We start from the raw sequence: 17,978 nt of genomic DNA on the forward strand, positions 1-17,978 counted from the left end.
TATCGGCTTCGCCGCCCTGCGGGACCTGCTTAAGCTTTCGACCCGTCCGCCGCCTCCGGGTGGCTCGTCTGGCGTGAGTCCGTCTTGGCCCATCATCCGTTCACCCGCAGGACCCTGCTCGGCGCGGGGGCGCTCCTTGGCCTTGATGCGGCGGCGGGCGGGCGGGCCCGCGCCGCCACCCCGCTCACGGTCGGCTTCATCTATGTCGGGCCGAAGGACGATTACGGCTACAACCAAGCCCACGCCCAGGCGGCCAAGGCCCTGAAGGGCATGAGCGGGATCGAGATCACCGAGGAGGAGCGCGTCCCCGAGACCAACGCCGTCGAGAAGACCATGGAGAGCATGATCAACCTCGACGGGGCGACGCTGCTGTTCCCGACCTCCTTCGGCTATTACAGCCCCTATCTCCTCAACGAAGCGCGCAAGAACCCGAAGATCCAGTTCCGCCATTGCGGCGGCCTCTGGACCGAGAAGGACCCGCAGAACGCCGGCTCCTATTTCGGCTACATCGCGCAGGGGCAGTATCTGAACGGCATCGTCGCCGCCCATGCCAGCAAATCGAAGAAGATCGGCTTCGTCGCGGCCAAGCCGATCCCGCAGGTGCTGAACAACGTCAACGCCTTCCTGCTCGGCGCGCGCAGCGTCGATCCGGCGATCACCTGCCAAGTGATCTTCACCGGGGAATGGTCGCTCGCGGTGAAGGAGGCCGAGGCCACCAACGCCCTGGTCGATGGCGGCGCCGACGTTATCACCTGCCACGTCGACAGCCCGAAGGTCGTGGTCGAGACCGCCGCCCGCCGGGGCGCCTTCGTCTGCGGCTACCATGTCAACCAGTCGCCGCTGGCCCCGCAGAAGTACCTGACCGGCGCCGAGTGGAACTGGCTGCCGATCTACAAGGACGCCATCGCCGCGATGCAGGCCGGCAAGGTGCCCGCGCATTTCGTGCGCGGCGGGCTGGCGGACGGCTACGTGAAGATGAGCCCCTACGGCCCGGCCGTGTCGGACGGCGCCCGCCGGAACGCGGATGCGGTGAAGGCCGAGATGCTGAAGGGCGGCTACGCAATCATCAAGGGCCCGCTGAAGGACAACACCGGCAAGGAGGTGATGCCCGCCGGCAAGGCCTATCCGGAAAAGGCCGTCGAGCTGGAGGGCACGAACTACCTCGTGGAGGGCGTGAAGGGCTCAGTCTAGGCGCGGCTGGCACGGTTTCTGCGCCGCCGGCCCGCACGAAGCGCGGAGGAACCTGAACACGTGGTTGCGGACGCCGCCCCCTCGAAGCTCGCCGCCGACAGGCCGCGCGGCTGGACCTCGCTGCCCCTGCGCGCGTGGCTCGCCCGCCGGTGCGAAGCCCTCGCCATCCCGGTCGGGGCTGCCCTCGTCGGGTTCCTGCTGTTCGGGCTGTTCCTGGCCGCCCTCGGCAAGTCGCCCCTGCAACTCGTGGACATCGTCTGGCGGGGCGGGTTTGGCTCGCCCTTCGCGCTCGGCAACAGCCTGCAGCGGGCCGCGCCCCTCCTCTTCGCCGCCCTGTGCGTGGCGTTGCCCGCCCGGCTCGGCCTCGTGGTGATCGGGGGCGAGGGCGCCATCGTGCTCGGCGGCCTCGCGGCGGCGGCCGCCGCCCAGCCCCTCGCCGGCCTGCCCGCCCTCCTCGCCGTGCCGCTGATGGCCGGCGCGGCCATGCTCGCGGGCGCCGTGTGGATCGGCGCCGTGGGCTGGCTCCAGGCCTATCGCAACGTCAACGCCACCATCTCCAGCCTGCTCCTGTCCTACATCGCCATCGCGCTGGCGAACCACCTGATCGAGGGGCCGCTGCGCGATCCCGCGAGCCTCAACAAGCCCTCGACCCTGCCCGTGGGCGACGCGTTCATGCTCGGGCCGATGCCGGTGATCGGCGTCCATTGGGGCCTCGGCTGCGGAATCCTCGCCTGCCTGATCGCCTACGTTCTCATGGACCGCACGACGCTGGGCTTCGCGGCGCGGATCGCGGGCGGAAACGTCCGCGCGGCGCAGATCCAGGGCTTGCCGGTCGGGCGGCTCATCGTCGGCTTCACGGCGCTCGGCGGGGCCTTCGCGGCGCTCGCCGGCTATTTCGAGGTCGCGGCGGTGCAGGGCAACGCCAACGGCACCCTGGCGGCGGGCTACGGCTACACCGGCATCCTCGTCGCCTTCCTCGCCCGGCAGAACCCCCTCGCGATCATGCCGGTCGCCTTCCTCCTCGGCGGCATCGAGGCGTCGAGCGGGCTGATCCAGCGCCGGATGCAACTGCCCGACGCGACGGTGCTGGTGCTGGAGGGGCTGCTCTTCCTCGTCGTGCTCCTGAGCGAGACGCTCTACGGCCGGTTCAAGCCGTTCAACCCGCATCTTTGGGCGGAGAAGCGCGAGGCGGTCCCGGCATGAGCGACGATCTCGGCCTCTGGAGCGTGCCGCTGGCGATCCTCGGCGGGGCGATCCGCGTCTCGACCCCGTTCCTGTTCGTGAGCCTCGGCGAGACGATCACCGAGCGCTCGGGCCGGATCAATCTCGGCCTCGAGGGCACCCTCGTGTTCGGGGCGATGTCGGCCTACGCCACCGCCGTGCTCACGAACTCGCCCTGGGCGGGGGTGGCGGTGGCGGGGCTCGCGGGCGGGCTGTTCGGCCTGCTGCATGGGTACATCTGCAAGTTCCCGAAGGTGAACGACGTCGCCATCGGCATCGCGCTGATGCTGTTCGGCACCGGCCTCGCGTTCTTCTTCGGCAAGCCGTTCATCCAGCCCCCCGCGCCGCCGCTGCCGGCCATTCCGTTCGGGGCGTGGTCGGACCTGCCCCAGGTGCAGGCGGCGTTGCGGGTGAACGTGCTGTTCCTCGCGGGCGCCGCCCTCTCGGTCGCCCTGTGGTGGGGCTTCCGCAACACCAAGGCCGGGCTGATCCTGCGCGTCGTCGGCGACAGCGCCGACGCCGCCCGGGCGCTGGGCTACGACGTCGACCGGGTGCGCCTCGTCGCCACCGGGTTCGGCGGCGTGCTCGCCGGGATCGGCGGCTCCTACCTCTCGCTCTACTATCCGGGCTCGTGGAACGAGGGCATCTCCTCCGGCCAGGGGCTGATGGCGGTGGCGCTCGTCATCTTCGCCCGCTGGAACCCGCTCGCCTGCTTCGGGGCGGCGCTGCTGTTCGGCGGCGCGGGGGCGCTCGGCCCGGCGCTGCAATCGGTCGGCGTCTCGCAGGGCTATTACCTGTTCTACGCCGCCCCTTACGTCCTCACCCTCGTCCTCCTGATCGCCACCTCCTCGCCCGACCGGGCGCTGGCCGGGGCGCCGGGCGAGCTGTCCCTGTCGAAGTGAGAGTGGTGCCGATGAACGGCCTCGGTGGATTGAACAAGTCGCCAAACGGCGTGGTGATCGGCCTCGTGCAACTGCAATTGCCGAAGATCGAGACCCGCGCCGACATCGCGGCGCAGACCGACCGGATCGTGGCGATGGTCGGAAAGGCGCGGGCCAACCTCGGCACGATGGACCTCGTGGTCTTCCCGGAATACGCCCTCCACGGCCTGTCCATGGACATCCGCCCTGAGATCCTGTGCACCCTCGACGGGGCGGAGGTGGCCGCCTTCAAGCGCGCCTGCGCCGAGAACGAGATCTGGGGCTGCTTCTCCATCATGGAGGCGAACCCCGGCGGGATGCCCTACAATTCCGGCCTGATCATCGACGACCACGGCGAACTGAAGCTCTACTACCGGAAAATGCACCCCTGGGTGCCCGTGGAGCCCTGGGAGCCCGGCGACCTCGGCATCCCGGTGATCGAGGGGCCGAAGGGCGCCAAGCTCGGCCTGATCATTTGCCACGACGGCATGTTCCCGGAGATGGCGCGGGAGGCCGCCTACAAGGGCGCCGAGATCATGATCCGCACGGCCGGCTACACGGCCCCGATCCGCGAATCCTGGCGCTTCACCAACCAGTCCAACGCCTTCTGCAACCTGATGGTGACGGCCAACGTCTGCCTGTGCGGGTCGGACGGCACGTTCGACTCGATGGGCGAGGGGATGATCTGCAACTTCGACGGGGCGGTCCTCGCCCACGGCACCACCGGCCGGGTCGATGAGATCATCACCGCCGAGGTGCGGCCCGATCTGGTGCGCGAGGCGCGCCGACACTGGGGCGTCGAGAACAACATCTACCAGTTCGGCCACCGGGGCTACACGGCGGTGAAGGGCGGGGCGCAGGATTGCCCCTACACCTACATGACCGACCTCGCCGCCGGCCGCTATCGCCTGCCCTGGGAGGATCAGGTGGTGGTCACGGACGGCACCTCCTGCGGCTTCCCGGCGCCGACCCGCCTCTATGACGAGCCCTCCCGCCGGGAGGCCGCCGAATGAGTGGGACGGAGGGCACCTACGCCGCCGCCGAGCCCTATCCCTGGCCCTTCGACGGCGATCTGCGGCCCGGCAACACCGCCCTCGTCGTCATCGACATGCAGACGGATTTCTGCGGCAAGGGCGGCTACGTCGATGCGATGGGCTACGACCTCGCCCTGACCCGCGCGCCGATCGGGCCGATCGGCCGCCTGCTCGACACGGCCCGCGCCGCCGGCTTCCATGTGATCCACACCCGCGAGGGCCACCGGCCGGACCTCGCGGACCTGCCCGCCAACAAGCGCTGGCGCTCTTGCCGGATCGGCGCAGGCATCGGCGATCCCGGCCCCTGCGGCCGGGTGCTGGTGCGGGGCGAGCCGGGCTGGGAGATCATCCCCGAACTGGCGCCGCTGCCGGGGGAGCCGGTCATCGACAAGCCGGGCAAGGGCTCGTTCTGCGCCACCGACCTGGAACTGATCCTCACGCAGCGGGGCATCCGCAACCTGATCCTCACCGGCATCACCACCGACGTCTGCGTCCATACGACGATGCGCGAGGCCAACGACCGGGGCTTCGAATGCGTGATCGTCGCGGACGGCACCGCCGCGACCGATCCCGGCAACCACGAGGCGGCCCTGAAGATGGTGACGATGCAGGGCGGGGTGTTCGGCGCCGTCGCCACCTCGGCGGCGCTGATCGACGCGATGGGGCGCCGCGCATGAGCGAGGTGCCGCCCCCGGAAACGCATCTCGGCGCGCTGGGCGTCGAGACCATCGGCATGACGAAGCGCTTCGGCGCCTTCGCGGCGCTCGACGACGTGTCGATGAAGATCGAGGCGGGCGGCTTCCACGCGCTGCTCGGGGAGAACGGCGCCGGCAAGTCGACCTTCGTGAAATGCGTGATGGGCTTCTACGCCCCGAGCGCTGGCAGCGTGCTGGTGGATGGCCGCGAGGTCGAGATCACCAATCCGAAGGGCGCGCAGGCGCGCGGCCTCGGCATGGTCTACCAGCACTTCACCCTGGTGCCGTCCCTGACCGGGGCGGAAAACCTCGTGATCGCCCGCGCCGACGCCCCCGCCATCCTCGATTGGAAGGCCGAGCGGGCGGCGCTCGCCGCGTTCATGGCCGGGATGCCGTTCCGGCTGAACCTCGACCGGCCGGTGGCCGAACTGGCGGCGGGGGAGAAGCAGAAGCTCGAAATCGTCAAGCAGCTCTACCTGAAGGCCCGCTTCCTGATCCTCGACGAGCCGACCTCGGTCCTCACCCCCGACGAGGCCGAGGAGGTGCTGGGTCTCCTGCGGGCCATGGCCGACCGGGGCGACCTCACCGTCCTGATGATCAGCCACAAGTTCCGGGAGGTCGAGACCTTCGCCCGATCCTTCAGCGTCCTGCGCCGGGGCAAGCTCGTCGGGGGCGGGGAGGTCGGCGCCGTGTCGCGCACCGAGATGGCTGCGATGATGATCGGCGAGCGCGTCGTGCGGCCCATCGCCAGCCGGGTCGGCGAGCCAGATCTGGCCCGCGAGATCCTGCGCGTCGAGAACCTTCAGGCGACCGACCCTTCCGGCCTGCGCCGGATCGCGATCCCCGATCTGCGGGTCCGGGCGCGGGAGATCGTCGGGATCGCGGGCGTCTCCGGCAACGGGCAGAAGGAGTTGGCCGACGTGCTCGGCGGGCGCATCCGCGCGGCCGGCGGCCGGGTGGTCGTGGCGGGCGAACCCTATACGGGGATCCGCGCACAGAGCCGCGCCCGGAAGGTCCGTTTCATCCCGGAGGAGCCCCTGCGGGAAGCCTGCGCCCCGCGCATGTCGGTGGCCGAAAACCTCGCTTTCCGCGCCTTCGACCGCCGGGGCGAGGACGCCGCCGGGCCGCCGACCTTCTGGCTCGACCGGCGCGCCATGGCCAAGCGCGCCAAGGAGCTGATCGAGCGCTTCCAGGTGAAGACCGCCTCGTCGGAGGCGCCCATCGCCACGCTCTCCGGGGGCAACGTCCAGCGGGCGGTGCTCGCCCGCGAACTCACCGATCCGGTCGATCTGCTGATCGTGGTCAACCCGTGCTTCGGCCTCGACTTCGCGGCGGTCTCCGAGATCCGCACGCGGATCGTCACCGCCCGCAACGCCGGGGCGGCGGTGCTGCTCATCAGCGAGGATCTGGACGAGATCCTCGAACTCTCCGACCGCATCGTCGTGATGTCGGAGGGCCGCCTCGTCTACGAGACGCCGGGCGCCACCGCCGAGGCCGGCACGATCGGCCGGCACATGGCAGGGCACCACTGAAGGGGCTCAGGCGTCGATCACGCTCACATGCGCGGCGACGACCTTCCAGCCCTCGGGGAACCGCACCCAGGTCTGGCTCTGGCGACCGACCTTGCCCGACGCGTTCTCGCGGGTGAACAGGGTCATCGCCGTGGCGAAGTCCCGCCCGTAGGTGGTGATCACCGTGCCCTCCAGGGCGCGGGCGAGGCCCTGCGGCGAGCGCCCCCGGCGGAACCGGCGGATCGCCTCCATGCCGTAGAGGTTCTCCCCGCCGCCGTAGCGGATGGTGCGGGGATCGTCGTGGAACAGCGCTTCGAGGGTCGGCACGTCGTTGGTGACGAGGGCCGTCTCGTAGGTGGCGAAGGCCGCCTCGACCTCCGCCTTCACCGCAGGATCGTCGATCACCATCAGAGCCTCGCGATGGGCGCGCGCACCGCGCCCTCCCGCTCGAGATGCCGCGCCACCCGCAGGGCGATGTCCTCCCGCCATGGCGCGGCGATGACCTGCACGCCGAGGGGCAGCCCGTCGTCGGGCCAGACCGGCACGGCGACGACGGGCAGGCCGATGAAGGAGATCGGCTGCGTGTAGAGGCCGATATTCGGCCGCAGCGGAAACTCCACCCCGTCGAGGAGGAAGGTGGTCTGCCCGCCCCTCGGCGCCCGGCAGGGCGTGGTGGGGGCGAGGATCACGTCCACCTCCCTGAACAGGTCGAGCATGGCCGCCCGGTACCAGCGGCGGAAGCGCTGCGCCCGCTCGATGAAGGCGGCGGGCAGCATCGCCCCGGCGAGCAGCCGGTCGCGCACCGCCGGATCGAACTCGGCCGCGCGATGGCGTAGGCGGTTGAGATGCAGGGAGGCCCCCTCGGCGGCGCTGATCAGGTAGGCGGCGGTCCGCGCGCGGGCGGCCTCGGGCAGTTCCACGACGCGGGACACGTCCAGCGCATCCGCCACCTTCGCCACGGCGGCGAAGGCCTCGGGCTCGCCGGAGCGGGCGAAATAGCCCCCGGCGGTGGCGATGCGCAGGCCCCCGATGCCGTCCTCCAGGCCGGGAAGGGAGGGCTCGGCCGGGCGCTTGGCGCAGGCGGGATCGTCGGGATCCGGCCCCTGCATCGCGTCGAAGGCGAGGGCGAGGTCGGCGACGCTCCGCGCCATCGGCCCGAGATGGTCGAGGCTCCCGACGAAGGGGAAGCTGCCGGCCCGGCTGGTGCGCCCGTAGGTGGGCTTCAGCCCGAAGCAGCCGCAGAAGGCGGCGGGCACGCGGATCGAGCCGTTGGTGTCGGAGGCGAGCGCCAGGGGCACGAGCCCCGCCGCCACCGCCCCGCCGGAGCCCCCCGACGAGCCGCCCGACATCCGCGACAGGTCGTGCGGGTTGTGGGTGTCGCCGTCGTGGATGTTCTCGCCGGTGAAGTCGTAGGCGTATTCGCCCATGTTGAGGGCACCGACCAGCACGGCGCCCGCGCCTTCGAGGCGGCGGATCAGCGCCGCGTCGCGGGCGGCCGGTGCCCGCTCGCGGTTGATGCGCGAGCCGGCGCGGGTGGTCAGGCCCGCGACGTCGAACAGGTTCTTCACCGCGAAGGGCACGCCGCAGAGCGGCCCCGGCGCCTCGCCCCGGACGAGCGCGGCATCGACGGCCTCGGCGCGGGCGAGGGCCCGCCCGGCCAGCACGTCGGTGAAGCTGTTCACGGCGGGGTCGATCCGCCCGATCCGCTCCAGCGACGCCGCGACGACGGCGCGGGCGCTGACCGCCCCGGAGGTCACGCCCCCGGCGATGGCGGCGGCGGAGGCCGTGGCCCAGTCCTGCGACACGGACATCACCTCACGCCTCGAAGACCGGGGCCGGCTCGGCCTCGTCGGGGAGGGGGAAGCCCTCGAGCAGCGCGGCGGCCTCCCGCAGCACCCGCAAATTGGCGAGGACCGGCGCCCGCCACGCAGGCTCGATCGTCAGGCCGAGGAGCGCGGCGGCGGCGTCGCAATAGACGTCGAGATCCGGCGGGGTGGCCGGGTGCGGGTTGGGGCTCATCGATCCTCCGAAGCCGGGTTCCGGGGCGAGGCAGGCAAGGATCGTTCCGCAGCTTGGCCGCGCCCTTGCATGGATCGGTGCCGGGAATCCGGTCAGTCGGAGTGTGTTGAGAATGTGCCTCGGTGACGATCCGACCTGCGCGGCCTTCGCGGAGCATCGCCTGCGCTACCGGCGCGACATGGCGTCCGAGCGCCGGGCCTTCCTGAAAAGCACCTTCGCCGCGACCGGCGGCGCCGCCGCGATGATGGCGGCGGGCACCACCCTCGTGAGCCCGGCGCTGGCCCAGGCGAGCGCCGCCAAGGCCGCCGCCGGGCGGACGGCGCATTACCACCTGCCGGCCAATGCCGACACGATCCACTGGGGCTACTTCTCCAAGAACCTGAAGCCCCAGGTCGAGATCGAATCCGGCGACTTCGTCACCATCGAGACCCTGACCCACCACGCCAACGACGACGCGGAGCGGATGGTCCAGGGCGATCCCGGCGCGGAGAGCGTCTTCCTCTGGACCAAGGAGAAGAAGGGCGTCCCCCGGCGCGGCGCCGGCCCGGACGATGCCAAGCTCGGGCCGGGCGGGGGGCTCGGCGTGCATATCTGCACCGGGCCGGTGGCAATCCGGGGCGCCGAGCCCGGCGACGTGCTGGAGGTGCGCATCCTCGACGTGGCGCCGCGCCCCTGCGCCAACCCGAAGTTCAAGGGCCTCGCCTTCGGCAGCAACGCGGCCGCGTGGTGGGGCTACCATTACAAGGACCTGCTGACAGGGGAGAAACCCCGCGAGGTCGTGACGATCTACGAGATCGACGCCACCGGCCGCCGCGACTGGGCGCAGGCCGCCTACAATTTCCGCTGGCCGGGCGTGACCGACCCGAACGGCGTCCACCACCCGACCATCGACTATCCCGGCCTGCCGGTGGACCATTCGCGCACCACGCGGGACTTCGACGTGCTGAAGGGCGTGCGCCTGCCGATCCGCCCGCATTTCGGCACGATGGGGCTGGCGCCCGCCGAAGCCGACATGGTGAACTCGATCCCGCCGAGCTACACCGGCGGCAACATCGACAATTGGCGCATCGGCAAGGGCGCCACGATGTATTACCCCGTGGCGGTGCCCGGCGCGCTGTTCTCCGTGGGCGATCCCCATGCGAGCCAGGGCGATTCCGAACTCTGCGGCACGGCCATCGAGTGCTCGCTCACCGGCACGTTCCAGTTCATCCTGCACAAGAAGGCCGACCTCGCCGGCACCTCCCTCGCCAGCCTCGACTTCCCGATGATCGAGACGGGGGAGGATTGGGTGCTCTCGGGCTTCAGCTACCCGAACTACCTGCGCGACCTCGGGCCCGACGCCCAATCGGAGATCTTCGCGAAGTCGTCCCTCGACCTCGCCATGCGCGACGCGTTCCGCAAGATGCGCCAGTTCCTGATGCAGGCGCAGGGCCTCACCGAGGACGAGGCGATCTCGCTCATGTCCATCGCGGTCGATTTCGGCATCACGCAGGTGGTCGACGGCAACTGGGGTGTCCACGCCATCGTGAAGAAGGCGATCTTCGCCGAACGCCCCCTCAGCTCCCCTCCCGGTTGAGGCGGGCGACGAGCTGGTCCGCGAACTTCGCCGCCGCCACCGAGAGGGACCGGCCGCGCAGCTGCGCCAGGACCAGCGCCATGGGCGTGAGGTCGCGCCCGTCGATCGGGCGGCTGTGCAGGCGCGGATCCTGCGGGATGCCGCTCGGCACCTGAAGGCTGATGACGCCCTCGCGCAGGGTGAGGTTGCGCAGGAATTCGAGGGAGCCAGATTCCACGGTGGGTTGCAGCGCGACGCCCCGCCGGGCCAGCGCCTGCTCGATATGGTGGCGGATGGCGAGCGACCTGTCGGGCAGGGCGAGGGCGTGGCCGAGGCAGTCGCGCAGGCGCACCGGCCCGGCCTCCGCCGCCAGGGCGTGGTCCGACCGCATCAGGACGCGCAGGGTCTGGTGCCCGGAATAGAGCGGGTGCAAATCCGCCGAGGGCGGGGGCTGGAGGATGAGGGCGAGATCCGCCTCGAAGGTGGCAAGCGCCGTCACCGCCTGGGCATGGTCGCGCACCTGCACCGTGAACCCGACCAGCGGGAAGCGCGCGCGATAGGTCTCGACCTCCTCCGGCACCACCTGCGTCACGAAGGCCTGGCTGCACGCCAAAGCCACATGGCCCCGGCGCACGCCGGACAGGTCGGCGATCTGCGAGCGGACCCGGTCGAGGTCCGCCATCTGGTCGCGGATGTGCCGGACGAACAGTTCCCCCGCCGCATTGAGGCGCATCCCCTGCGCCAACCGCTCGAAGATCGGCGTGCCGAGCTCGTATTCCAAATCCTGGATCTGCCGGGTGAGGGCCGAGGGGGTGATGCTCAGCCGCTCGGCGGCACGGCGGATCGACCCGGCGCGGGCGATCTCGGTGACGTAGGCGAGGGTGCGCAGGTGCTTCACGGCCCCACCCTGCCGCCCTGTTGCCTGTCTTGCAACGGGTCACTCGAAAAATAGCACTTCCTTGCAACAGACGGCGAACCTAGCCTCCCATCATCGAGAATCTCACGGAGCCGTTCGATGATCCGCCGCCGCTCTCTCCTGGCCGGTCTCGGGGCCGGCCTCGCCCTCTCACCGCTCTCTCGCCGCACCGCGCGGGCCGAGGGCGCGCCCGTCACGATCCGGATGGGCTCCCTGAAGCTCATCCACTCCATCGCGCCGAGCTTCTACGAGCGCTTCACCCCCGAGAACGTGCGGGTGGAAGTCGTGCCCTTCGAGAGCCCGACCGAGTGCAAGAACGCCGTCGTCACCAAGTCGGTCGATTTCGGCACGTTCGGCCTCGCATCCGCGATGCTCGGCGCGGCGGCGGGCGAGCCGCTGGTGGTCATCGCCTCCACCTGCAACCGCGGGATGGCGGTGATCGCCAAGAAGGGTTCGGACATCCACGCGATCAAGGACCTGCGCGGCAAGCGGGTCGCGATCTGGCCCGGCAGCACGCAGGAGGTGTTCGCCCTCGAGCGGATGCGCATGGAGGGCCTGTCCGTGAAGGACATCACCCCCGTGCGGATCTCCTTCTCCGAAATGCACATCGCCCTCGCGCGGGGCGACGTCGACGCCTATGTCGGCGCCGAGCCCGCCCCCGGCGTCAGCCTCGCCTCCGGCGTGGGGCAATTGGTGGAGTACCCCTACGGCACCGAGATGGGCTCGCTGAACATGGTGTTCGGCGCCCATCGCGATACCCTGACCGAGCGCCCCGACATGGTGCGCACCATGCTCGACATCCACCGCAAGGCGACGGAGTTCGCGGCCGGCAACCGCGAGGCGATGATCGCCATGGCGGTGGCCAAGCTCGGCCAGAAGCGCGAGGCGCTGGAACTCTCCGCCCCCAACGTCGAGCTGACGTGGCGCCTCGGGCCGGACGAGGTGCGGCAGGCCGGCGCCTACGCCCAGCACATGCTGGCACTGAAGCAGATCAAGCGCCTGCCGGAGCCCGGCTTCATCGACACCCGCTTCGTCGATGCGATGAGCCGGGCATGAGCACCGGCATCGACGCCCCCGCCCTGCCGGCCCCGACCCCCGCGCCGTCGCCCGCGCGGATCGCCCTCGGCGGCGGGCTGGCGCGGGCCGGCCTCGCCCTGGTGGTACCGGCGATCCTGGTCGCGATCTGGCAAATCACGACGGCGGGCCGGCCCTACAGCCTGATCCCTCCGCCCGCCGAGGTCTGGGCCGAGATGCGCGACCTCGCCATCGGCGGCGTGAACGACGACGCCTTCAGCGGCACCCTCTGGACGCATCTCTCGGCCTCGCTGATGCGCGTCTACGGCGGCTTCGCGCTGGCCGCCGCGGCGGCCCTGCCGCTCGGCCTGCTGATCGGCCGAGTGCCCGTGGTCCGGGCGCTGCTCGACCCCGTGTTGCAGATCCTGCGGCCGGTGCCGGTGACGGCGTGGCTGCCGCTGGCGATGATCCTGTTCGGCCTCGGGCCGCGCTCGGCCTTCTTCCTCGTGTTCCTGGGGGCGTTCTACCCGATCCTCGTCAACACCGTGTTCGGCGTGCGCTCGGTGGAGCCGCGCCTGTTCGAGGCGGCGGCGATGCTCGGCTGCACCGGGCCGGCGCAGTTCGCCCGGGTGGTGCTGCCGGCGGCCCTGCCGTCGATCTTCACCGGCCTGCGGCTCGGCCTCGGCTTCGCCTGGGTGGTGATCGTGGTCGGCGAGATGACCGGCGTCCAGACCGGCCTCGGCGCGATCATCATGGAGGCGCGCCAGCTCTCGCGCACCGAGATCGTGATCTGCGGCATGGCGGTGATCGGCGTCGCGGGCTTCGTCTCGGACTGGCTGGTCATGCGCCTCGGCCGCAAACTCCTCGCCTGGAGCCCGTCCCATGGCTGATCCCACCGTCCCGATCCTCGACATGCGCGCGGTCGGCAAGACCTACCGGGCCAACGGGCGCACCACCGAGGCCCTGCGCGAGGCGAACCTCACCGTCTCGCGGGGCGAGTTCGTCTGCCTGCTCGGCGCCTCCGGCTGCGGGAAGTCGACCCTGCTGCGCGTCGCCGCCGGTTTCGAGGCGCCCACCTCTGGGCAGGCGCTGATGTGGGGCAAGCCCATCCCCGGCCCCGGACCGAGCCGGGGGATGGTGTTCCAGGATTACGGCCTGTTCCCCTGGCTCACCGTGCGCGACAACATCGGGTTCGGCCCGAAATCGCGCAAGCGACCCGCCGCCGAGGTGCGGGACATCGCCGAGCGCTACATCTCCCTCGTCGGCCTTCAGGCCTTCGCGGACGCCTATCCGCACCAGCTTTCCGGGGGCATGAAACAGCGCGTCGCCATCGCCCGCGTGCTGGCCAACGAGGCCGAGGTGGTGCTGATGGACGAGCCCTTCGGGGCGCTGGACGCCATGACCCGCGAGCGGCTTCAGGACGAATTGCTCGAACTCTGGTCGCGGACGGGGCTGACGATCCTGTTCGTCACGCACGCCATCGAGGAGGCGATCTTCCTCGCCGACCGCATCGTCATGATGTCCCCCGGCCCCGGCCGGATCGAGACCGTGCACGAGGTCGACCTGCCGCGCCGCCGGGACGTGTCGAGCCCGGCATTCAACGACCTGCGCCGGATGCTCGCCGCGCAGCTCCACAGCCACCACGCCCCGCGCACCGCGACGGTCGCCGCCTGATGGATTTCCCGTTGCCTCCCTTCCCGACCATCCCGTCCCTGCACGCGGCCTATGAAGGGGGGCTCGACCCCCGCGCCGTGGTGACCGCTGCCTACCGCCGATTGGCGGAGATCGACGATCCCGGCATCTTCCTCGCGCTGGTGCCGGAGGAAGAGGCCCTGGCCGCCGCCGAGGCGCTGGGCGCCTTCGACCCGCAGGCCAAGCCGCTCTGGGGCGTGCCCTTCGCGGTGAAGGACAACATCGACGTGGCGGGCCTGCCGACCACCGCCGCCTGCCCGGACTTCGCCTTCACCCCCACCGAGACCGCGCCCGCCGTAGCGCGGCTCCTCGCGGCGGGGGCGATCCTGATCGGCAAGACCAACCTCGACCAGTTCGCCACCGGCCTCGTCGGGGTGCGCACGCCCTATCCCGTCCCGCGCAACGCCATCGACCCGGCCTACGTGCCGGGGGGATCGAGCAGCGGCTCGGCCGTGGCGGTCTCGCACGGGATCGTCGCCTTCGCGCTCGGCACCGACACGGCGGGCTCCGGCCGGGTGCCGGCGGGGCTCAACAACGTGGTCGGGCTGAAGCCCTCCCTCGGCGCCGTCTCGAGCCGGGGGATGCTGCCCGCCTGCCGCACCCTCGACACGCTCTCCGTCTTCGCCGGCACGGTCGCCGATGCCGACGCCGCCTTCCGCGTCATGGCCGGGTTCGACCCCGCCGACCCGTGGTCGCGTCCACTGCCGGTGGCGCCCGTCCCTGCCGGCCTGCCGCCGGGCCTGCGCCTCGGCGTGCCCGACGCCGCCGGCCTGCGCTTCGGCGGCGATCCGCTCTCCGAGACCGCCTTCGCCGCGACGCTGGCCGACCTCGAAGGCATCGCCGGCCAGGCCGCCCCCGTCGATGTCGCGCCGATGTTCGCCGTGGCGGGCCTGCTCTACGACGGCCCGTGGGTCGCCGAGCGCTACGCCGCGATCCGCGACGTGATGGAGTCGCGGCCGGAGATCCTGCACGCGACGACGCGGGCGGTGATCGGCTCGGCGATCCGCCACGCGGCGGCCGACGCCTTCGCGGGCCTCTACCGCCTCACCGACTTGCGCCGGGCCGCCGACGCGGTCTGGTCGCGGGTCGATGTCCTGTGCGTGCCGACCTATCCGCGCCCGCAGACCCGTGCCGCCCTGGAGGCGGATCCGATCGGGCCGAACAGCGAGCTCGGCACCTACACCAACTTCGTGAACCTGCTCGACTGGTGCGCCCTCGCCGTGCCGGGCCGCGCCCGTGACGACGGATTCCCCGCCGGCATCACCCTCATCGGCCCCCGGGGGGCGGACGGGTTGCTGGCCGCCCTCGGCGCGCGGCTGCACGCGGCTTCGGCCGAGCGGATCGGCGCGAGCCGCGCGCCGGTGCCGCCCGTCCAGGACGGGCCGGCGCGGGCGCTGCCCGGCGAGATCGAACTCGTCGTGGTGGGCGCGCATCTCTCCGGCCTGCCCCTCAACCACGAGCTGACCGGGCGCGGCGCCCGCTTCCTCCGCGCGGCGGAGACCGCGCCGGAGTACCGCCTCCATGCCCTGCCCGGCGGCCCGCCGAAGCGGCCCGGCCTCGTGCGGGTGGGGGAGGGCGGCGGCGCCATCGCGACGGAGGTCTGGGCGCTCCCGCCCGCCGCCTTCGGGGAGTTCGTCGCCGGCATCCCGGCGCCCCTGGGGATCGGCACCGTGCGCCTCGCCGACGGCACCGCGCCGAAGGGCTTCCTGTGCGAGGCGGCGGGGCTCGTTGGCGCCACCGACATCACTGGGTTCGGCGGCTGGCGCCGCTACATGGAGAAGGCCGCCGCCTGAGCCCGCGAGACCCGATGACCGCCTTCCTCCTCGACGACCCGACGCCCCGCGACCCCCGCCTCGACTGGCCGAGCCTCGACCAGAAGGCTCGGGACGCGAGCTACGACAACACCAACGCGGTGGCCGACAGCGCCGAACGGATCGCGACCCGCAACGCCGCCGCCGCGCGCTACCGGGCCGCGCATCCGGCCGGTCTCGACATCCCCTACGCGGCAGGGGAGCGCACCGGCTTCGACCTGTTCCCCGTCGCGGATGCGCAGGCGCCCTGCTTCGTCTTCGTCCATGGCGGCTACTGGCAGCGCAACGCCCGCGCCGATTTCGCCGGCCTCGCGGCGGGGCTGAACGCCGCCGGCTGGGCGGTGGCCATGCCGGGCTACACCCTGGCCCCGGAGGCCAGCCTTGCCGACATCGCCGCCGAGATCGGGACGTCCCTCGACTGGCTCGCGGGGGAGGGGAAGGCCCATGGGATCGGCGGGCCGATCATCCTCTCCGGCTGGTCGGCGGGGGGCCATCTCGCCGCCCTGCATCTCGGGCACCGCGCCGTGGTGGCGGCGCTCGCCATCTCCGGCGTCTACGACCTTGCCCCGATCCGCGACACCTACCTGAACGAGAAGCTGTCCCTCACGGACGAGGAGATCGCGACGCTCTCGCCCCTGCGCCTGCCGGTGACGGACAAGCCGATGACGCTCGCCTACGGCAGCCGCGAATTGCCGGCCCTCGTCCATGACGCGCGCCGCTTCCACGCCCTGCGCGCCGCCGCCCACGTGCCGGGCGCGCTCCTTCCGGTGCCGGGCGCCGACCACTTCTCCATCCTCGATGGGTTTACGGGGCCCGACGGACTGTTCGTCCGCGCCGCACGGGAGCTTCTCGACACGATTCCGCCCGTCACGCACTCCGCGCCGTAAGCCGAAACCTGTCATCGCAGAGCGGGAGATACTTGCGGTGATTGCATTCGTGCCGCGATAGGAAACCCAGCGTTAAAAAAACACGGTTAAATCTCGGTCGCTGATCCGAAGGACACCGACCGGGACGGACGTCATCACGATGCGCTGCGTGCCAGGGCCGGCGTGGCTCACCCTCGCATCGACGCTTCTGCTGCCCTCGCTCGCCGTGCTGGCGGGGGAGTCGCGCGCGGTGGCCGTGCTCGCGCCGGCGCGGGACGGGCTCGATGCCGCCATCCGGGCCGTCGCGGCGGCGGACGGCGAGATCGTCACCGTCGCGGCGGGCGGCATCCTCTTCGCCAGATCCGACCGGCCCGGGTTCATCGCCCGGCTCCACGGGGCGGGGGCCTGGCTCGTCCTGCCCGCCCTCGGCTTCGGCTGCGGCGGCACCACACCCTCCACCGAGACCCGACCCTCCCCGAGCCAGGCCAGCCGATGACCGATCTCGATCACCTCAGGACCTCGTTCGCGCGCCTCCTCATCGTGCTCCTGTGGATGCACGTGCCGGTCACGGCCGCCATCGCCGCCTTCGCGGATCACGGGTTCAGCGCCGGACCGCCGCTGGCGGCCCTGGCGCTGGCCGGGCTCGCCACCCTGTCCTGGCTGCGCGATCCGATCGGACCGGCCACCCGCCTCGTCACGGGGGCGGCGCTCACCGGCATGGCCGCGACGCTGCTCTACGCCCTGGTCGGCCATCCCTGGCAGGTCGACCTGCACATGTATTTCTTCGCCTGCCTCGCGGTGCTGGTGGGCTGGTGCGACTGGCGGGTGATCCTCCTCGCGGCGGGCGTCACGGCGGTGCACCACCTCGCCTTCGGTCTCGTCCTGCCGATGCTGATCTTCCCCGGCAAGGCGGGGGCGACCCTCCCCCGCGTGGTGCTGCACGCGGCCATCGTGCTCATCGAGACCGGCGTCCTCGCCTGGGTCTCGTGGACCGTCGCGAAGGCCTTCGACCATCTCAAGCTCTCGGCGGGCGAACTCCGCGCGCGCCTCGACCGGACCCGTGCCCTGGAAGCGGAGGCGGCGCTCGCCCGCAGCCAGACCGAGGAGCGGCGCCGGGCGGCGATGGTCGAGATCGCCCACGGGTTCGAGCAGGCGGTGGGCGGCATCGTCGCCAGCGTCGGCGCCTCCGCCATGAAGCTCCAGGCCACGGCCAGCGGCATGAGCGACACCGCCGCGCAGACGGCCAACCGGTCCGGCGTCGTGTCGGCGGCGGCCGAGGCGGCGGCCTCCAACGTCGGCACGGTGGCCTGCGCCGCCGAGGAACTCGGCGCGTCGGTGCGCGAGATCGGCCGTCAGGCGCAGGGCTCGGCCAGCCTCGCCCAGCGCGCCGTGGACGAGGCGGACCAGACCGCCGCCCTCGTGCAGGCGCTCAGCCAGACCTCGGCGCGGATCGGGGACATGGTCGGGCTGATCTCCGGCATCGCCTCGCAGACCAACCTGCTGGCCCTCAACGCGACCATCGAGGCCGCCCGC

General features: G+C 71.7%; 18 protein-coding genes. 14 read left to right on the forward strand and 4 right to left on the reverse strand.

Annotation, left to right across the window (positions count from 1 at the left end; translation table 11 throughout):
- The first annotated feature begins 84 nt into the window (after nucleotides 1–84).
- From MKK52_RS08930 to MKK52_RS08955, 6 genes are read left to right on the forward strand one after another with little or no spacing between them, the layout of a single operon-like run.
- Nucleotides 85–1,191 (forward strand): BMP family ABC transporter substrate-binding protein, encoded by a 1,107-nt coding sequence (locus MKK52_RS08930; RefSeq protein ID WP_409564638.1) that lies wholly within the window; start codon nucleotides 85–87, stop codon nucleotides 1,189–1,191.
- A 60-nt stretch (nucleotides 1,192–1,251) separates the two neighbouring features.
- The gene (locus MKK52_RS08935; protein ID WP_409564639.1) at nucleotides 1,252–2,394 is read left to right on the forward strand and encodes an ABC transporter permease; all 1,143 of its coding nucleotides are present in this window, start codon (nucleotides 1,252–1,254) and stop codon (nucleotides 2,392–2,394) included.
- The gene (locus MKK52_RS08940) at nucleotides 2,391–3,314 is read left to right on the forward strand and encodes an ABC transporter permease (RefSeq protein ID WP_243953450.1); all 924 of its coding nucleotides are present in this window, start codon (nucleotides 2,391–2,393) and stop codon (nucleotides 3,312–3,314) included. The genes MKK52_RS08935 and MKK52_RS08940 overlap by 4 nt, the downstream gene beginning before the upstream one ends.
- Nucleotides 3,315–3,325: 11 nt before the next feature.
- On the forward strand, nucleotides 3,326–4,345 hold the full coding sequence (locus tag MKK52_RS08945) for a formamidase (protein WP_243953451.1): 1,020 nt from the start codon (nucleotides 3,326–3,328) through the stop codon (nucleotides 4,343–4,345).
- Nucleotides 4,342–5,043: a cysteine hydrolase family protein gene (locus tag MKK52_RS08950; protein ID WP_243953452.1), complete on the forward strand. Its 702-nt coding sequence runs from the start codon at nucleotides 4,342–4,344 to the stop codon at nucleotides 5,041–5,043. The genes MKK52_RS08945 and MKK52_RS08950 overlap by 4 nt, the downstream gene beginning before the upstream one ends.
- Nucleotides 5,040–6,593 carry an ABC transporter ATP-binding protein gene (locus MKK52_RS08955; RefSeq protein WP_243953453.1) on the forward strand — a complete coding sequence of 518 codons (1,554 nt, stop codon included), beginning with the start codon at nucleotides 5,040–5,042 and terminating at the stop codon, nucleotides 6,591–6,593. Before MKK52_RS08950 ends, MKK52_RS08955 begins: the two co-directional genes overlap by 4 nt.
- A 6-nt stretch (nucleotides 6,594–6,599) precedes the next feature.
- On the opposite strand, the gene hpxZ is transcribed toward MKK52_RS08955, so the two are convergent.
- The 3 genes from hpxZ to MKK52_RS08970 are packed head-to-tail and all read right to left on the reverse strand — an operon-like array spanning nucleotide 6,600 to nucleotide 8,591.
- A complete protein-coding gene (hpxZ, locus tag MKK52_RS08960) occupies nucleotides 6,600–6,980 on the reverse strand; it encodes an oxalurate catabolism protein HpxZ (protein ID WP_243953454.1) in 381 nt (126 codons plus the stop codon).
- Nucleotides 6,980–8,383: an AtzE family amidohydrolase gene (locus MKK52_RS08965; protein ID WP_243953455.1), complete on the reverse strand. Its 1,404-nt coding sequence runs from the start codon at nucleotides 8,381–8,383 to the stop codon at nucleotides 6,980–6,982. The genes hpxZ and MKK52_RS08965 overlap by 1 nt, the downstream gene beginning before the upstream one ends.
- Before the next feature lie 4 nt (nucleotides 8,384–8,387).
- Nucleotides 8,388–8,591 carry a DUF4089 domain-containing protein gene (locus tag MKK52_RS08970; RefSeq protein ID WP_243953456.1) on the reverse strand — a complete coding sequence of 68 codons (204 nt, stop codon included), beginning with the start codon at nucleotides 8,589–8,591 and terminating at the stop codon, nucleotides 8,388–8,390.
- Nucleotides 8,592–8,703: 112 nt separating this feature from the next.
- Here MKK52_RS08970 and MKK52_RS08975 point away from each other — a divergent pair, with 112 nt between their 5' ends.
- Nucleotides 8,704–10,167: an acetamidase/formamidase family protein gene (locus MKK52_RS08975; RefSeq protein WP_243953457.1), complete on the forward strand. Its 1,464-nt coding sequence runs from the start codon at nucleotides 8,704–8,706 to the stop codon at nucleotides 10,165–10,167.
- Here MKK52_RS08975 and MKK52_RS08980 read toward each other — a convergent pair.
- A complete protein-coding gene (locus tag MKK52_RS08980) occupies nucleotides 10,148–11,044 on the reverse strand; it encodes a LysR family transcriptional regulator (protein WP_243953458.1) in 897 nt (298 codons plus the stop codon). The two genes, MKK52_RS08975 and MKK52_RS08980, sit on opposite strands and share 20 nt — an antisense overlap.
- 117 nt (nucleotides 11,045–11,161) lie before the next feature.
- Here MKK52_RS08980 and MKK52_RS08985 point away from each other — a divergent pair, with 117 nt between their 5' ends.
- From MKK52_RS08985 to MKK52_RS09015, 7 genes are all read left to right on the forward strand, one after another.
- Nucleotides 11,162–12,118 carry an ABC transporter substrate-binding protein gene (locus MKK52_RS08985; RefSeq protein ID WP_243953459.1) on the forward strand — a complete coding sequence of 319 codons (957 nt, stop codon included), beginning with the start codon at nucleotides 11,162–11,164 and terminating at the stop codon, nucleotides 12,116–12,118.
- A complete protein-coding gene (locus MKK52_RS08990; protein ID WP_243953460.1) occupies nucleotides 12,115–12,966 on the forward strand; it encodes an ABC transporter permease in 852 nt (283 codons plus the stop codon). Before MKK52_RS08985 ends, MKK52_RS08990 begins: the two co-directional genes overlap by 4 nt.
- Entirely contained in the window at nucleotides 12,959–13,750 is a 792-nt protein-coding gene (locus MKK52_RS08995; protein WP_243953461.1) for an ABC transporter ATP-binding protein, read from the forward strand. Before MKK52_RS08990 ends, MKK52_RS08995 begins: the two co-directional genes overlap by 8 nt.
- Nucleotides 13,750–15,561 carry an allophanate hydrolase gene (gene atzF / locus MKK52_RS09000; protein ID WP_243953462.1) on the forward strand — a complete coding sequence of 604 codons (1,812 nt, stop codon included), beginning with the start codon at nucleotides 13,750–13,752 and terminating at the stop codon, nucleotides 15,559–15,561. Before MKK52_RS08995 ends, atzF begins: the two co-directional genes overlap by 1 nt.
- A 14-nt stretch (nucleotides 15,562–15,575) precedes the next feature.
- Entirely contained in the window at nucleotides 15,576–16,466 is an 891-nt protein-coding gene (locus MKK52_RS09005) for an alpha/beta hydrolase (RefSeq protein WP_243953463.1), read from the forward strand.
- 139 nt (nucleotides 16,467–16,605) lie between these two features.
- Entirely contained in the window at nucleotides 16,606–16,941 is a 336-nt protein-coding gene (locus tag MKK52_RS09010) for a hypothetical protein (protein WP_243953464.1), read from the forward strand.
- Nucleotides 16,938–17,978: methyl-accepting chemotaxis protein (locus MKK52_RS09015; protein WP_243953465.1), on the forward strand; the 1,041-nt coding region annotated here is incomplete at its 3' end. The genes MKK52_RS09010 and MKK52_RS09015, both read left to right, overlap by 4 nt.

It is taken from the genome of Methylobacterium sp. J-067 (assembly GCF_022829465.1).
Taxonomy (GTDB): domain Bacteria; phylum Pseudomonadota; class Alphaproteobacteria; order Rhizobiales; family Beijerinckiaceae; genus Methylobacterium; species Methylobacterium litchii.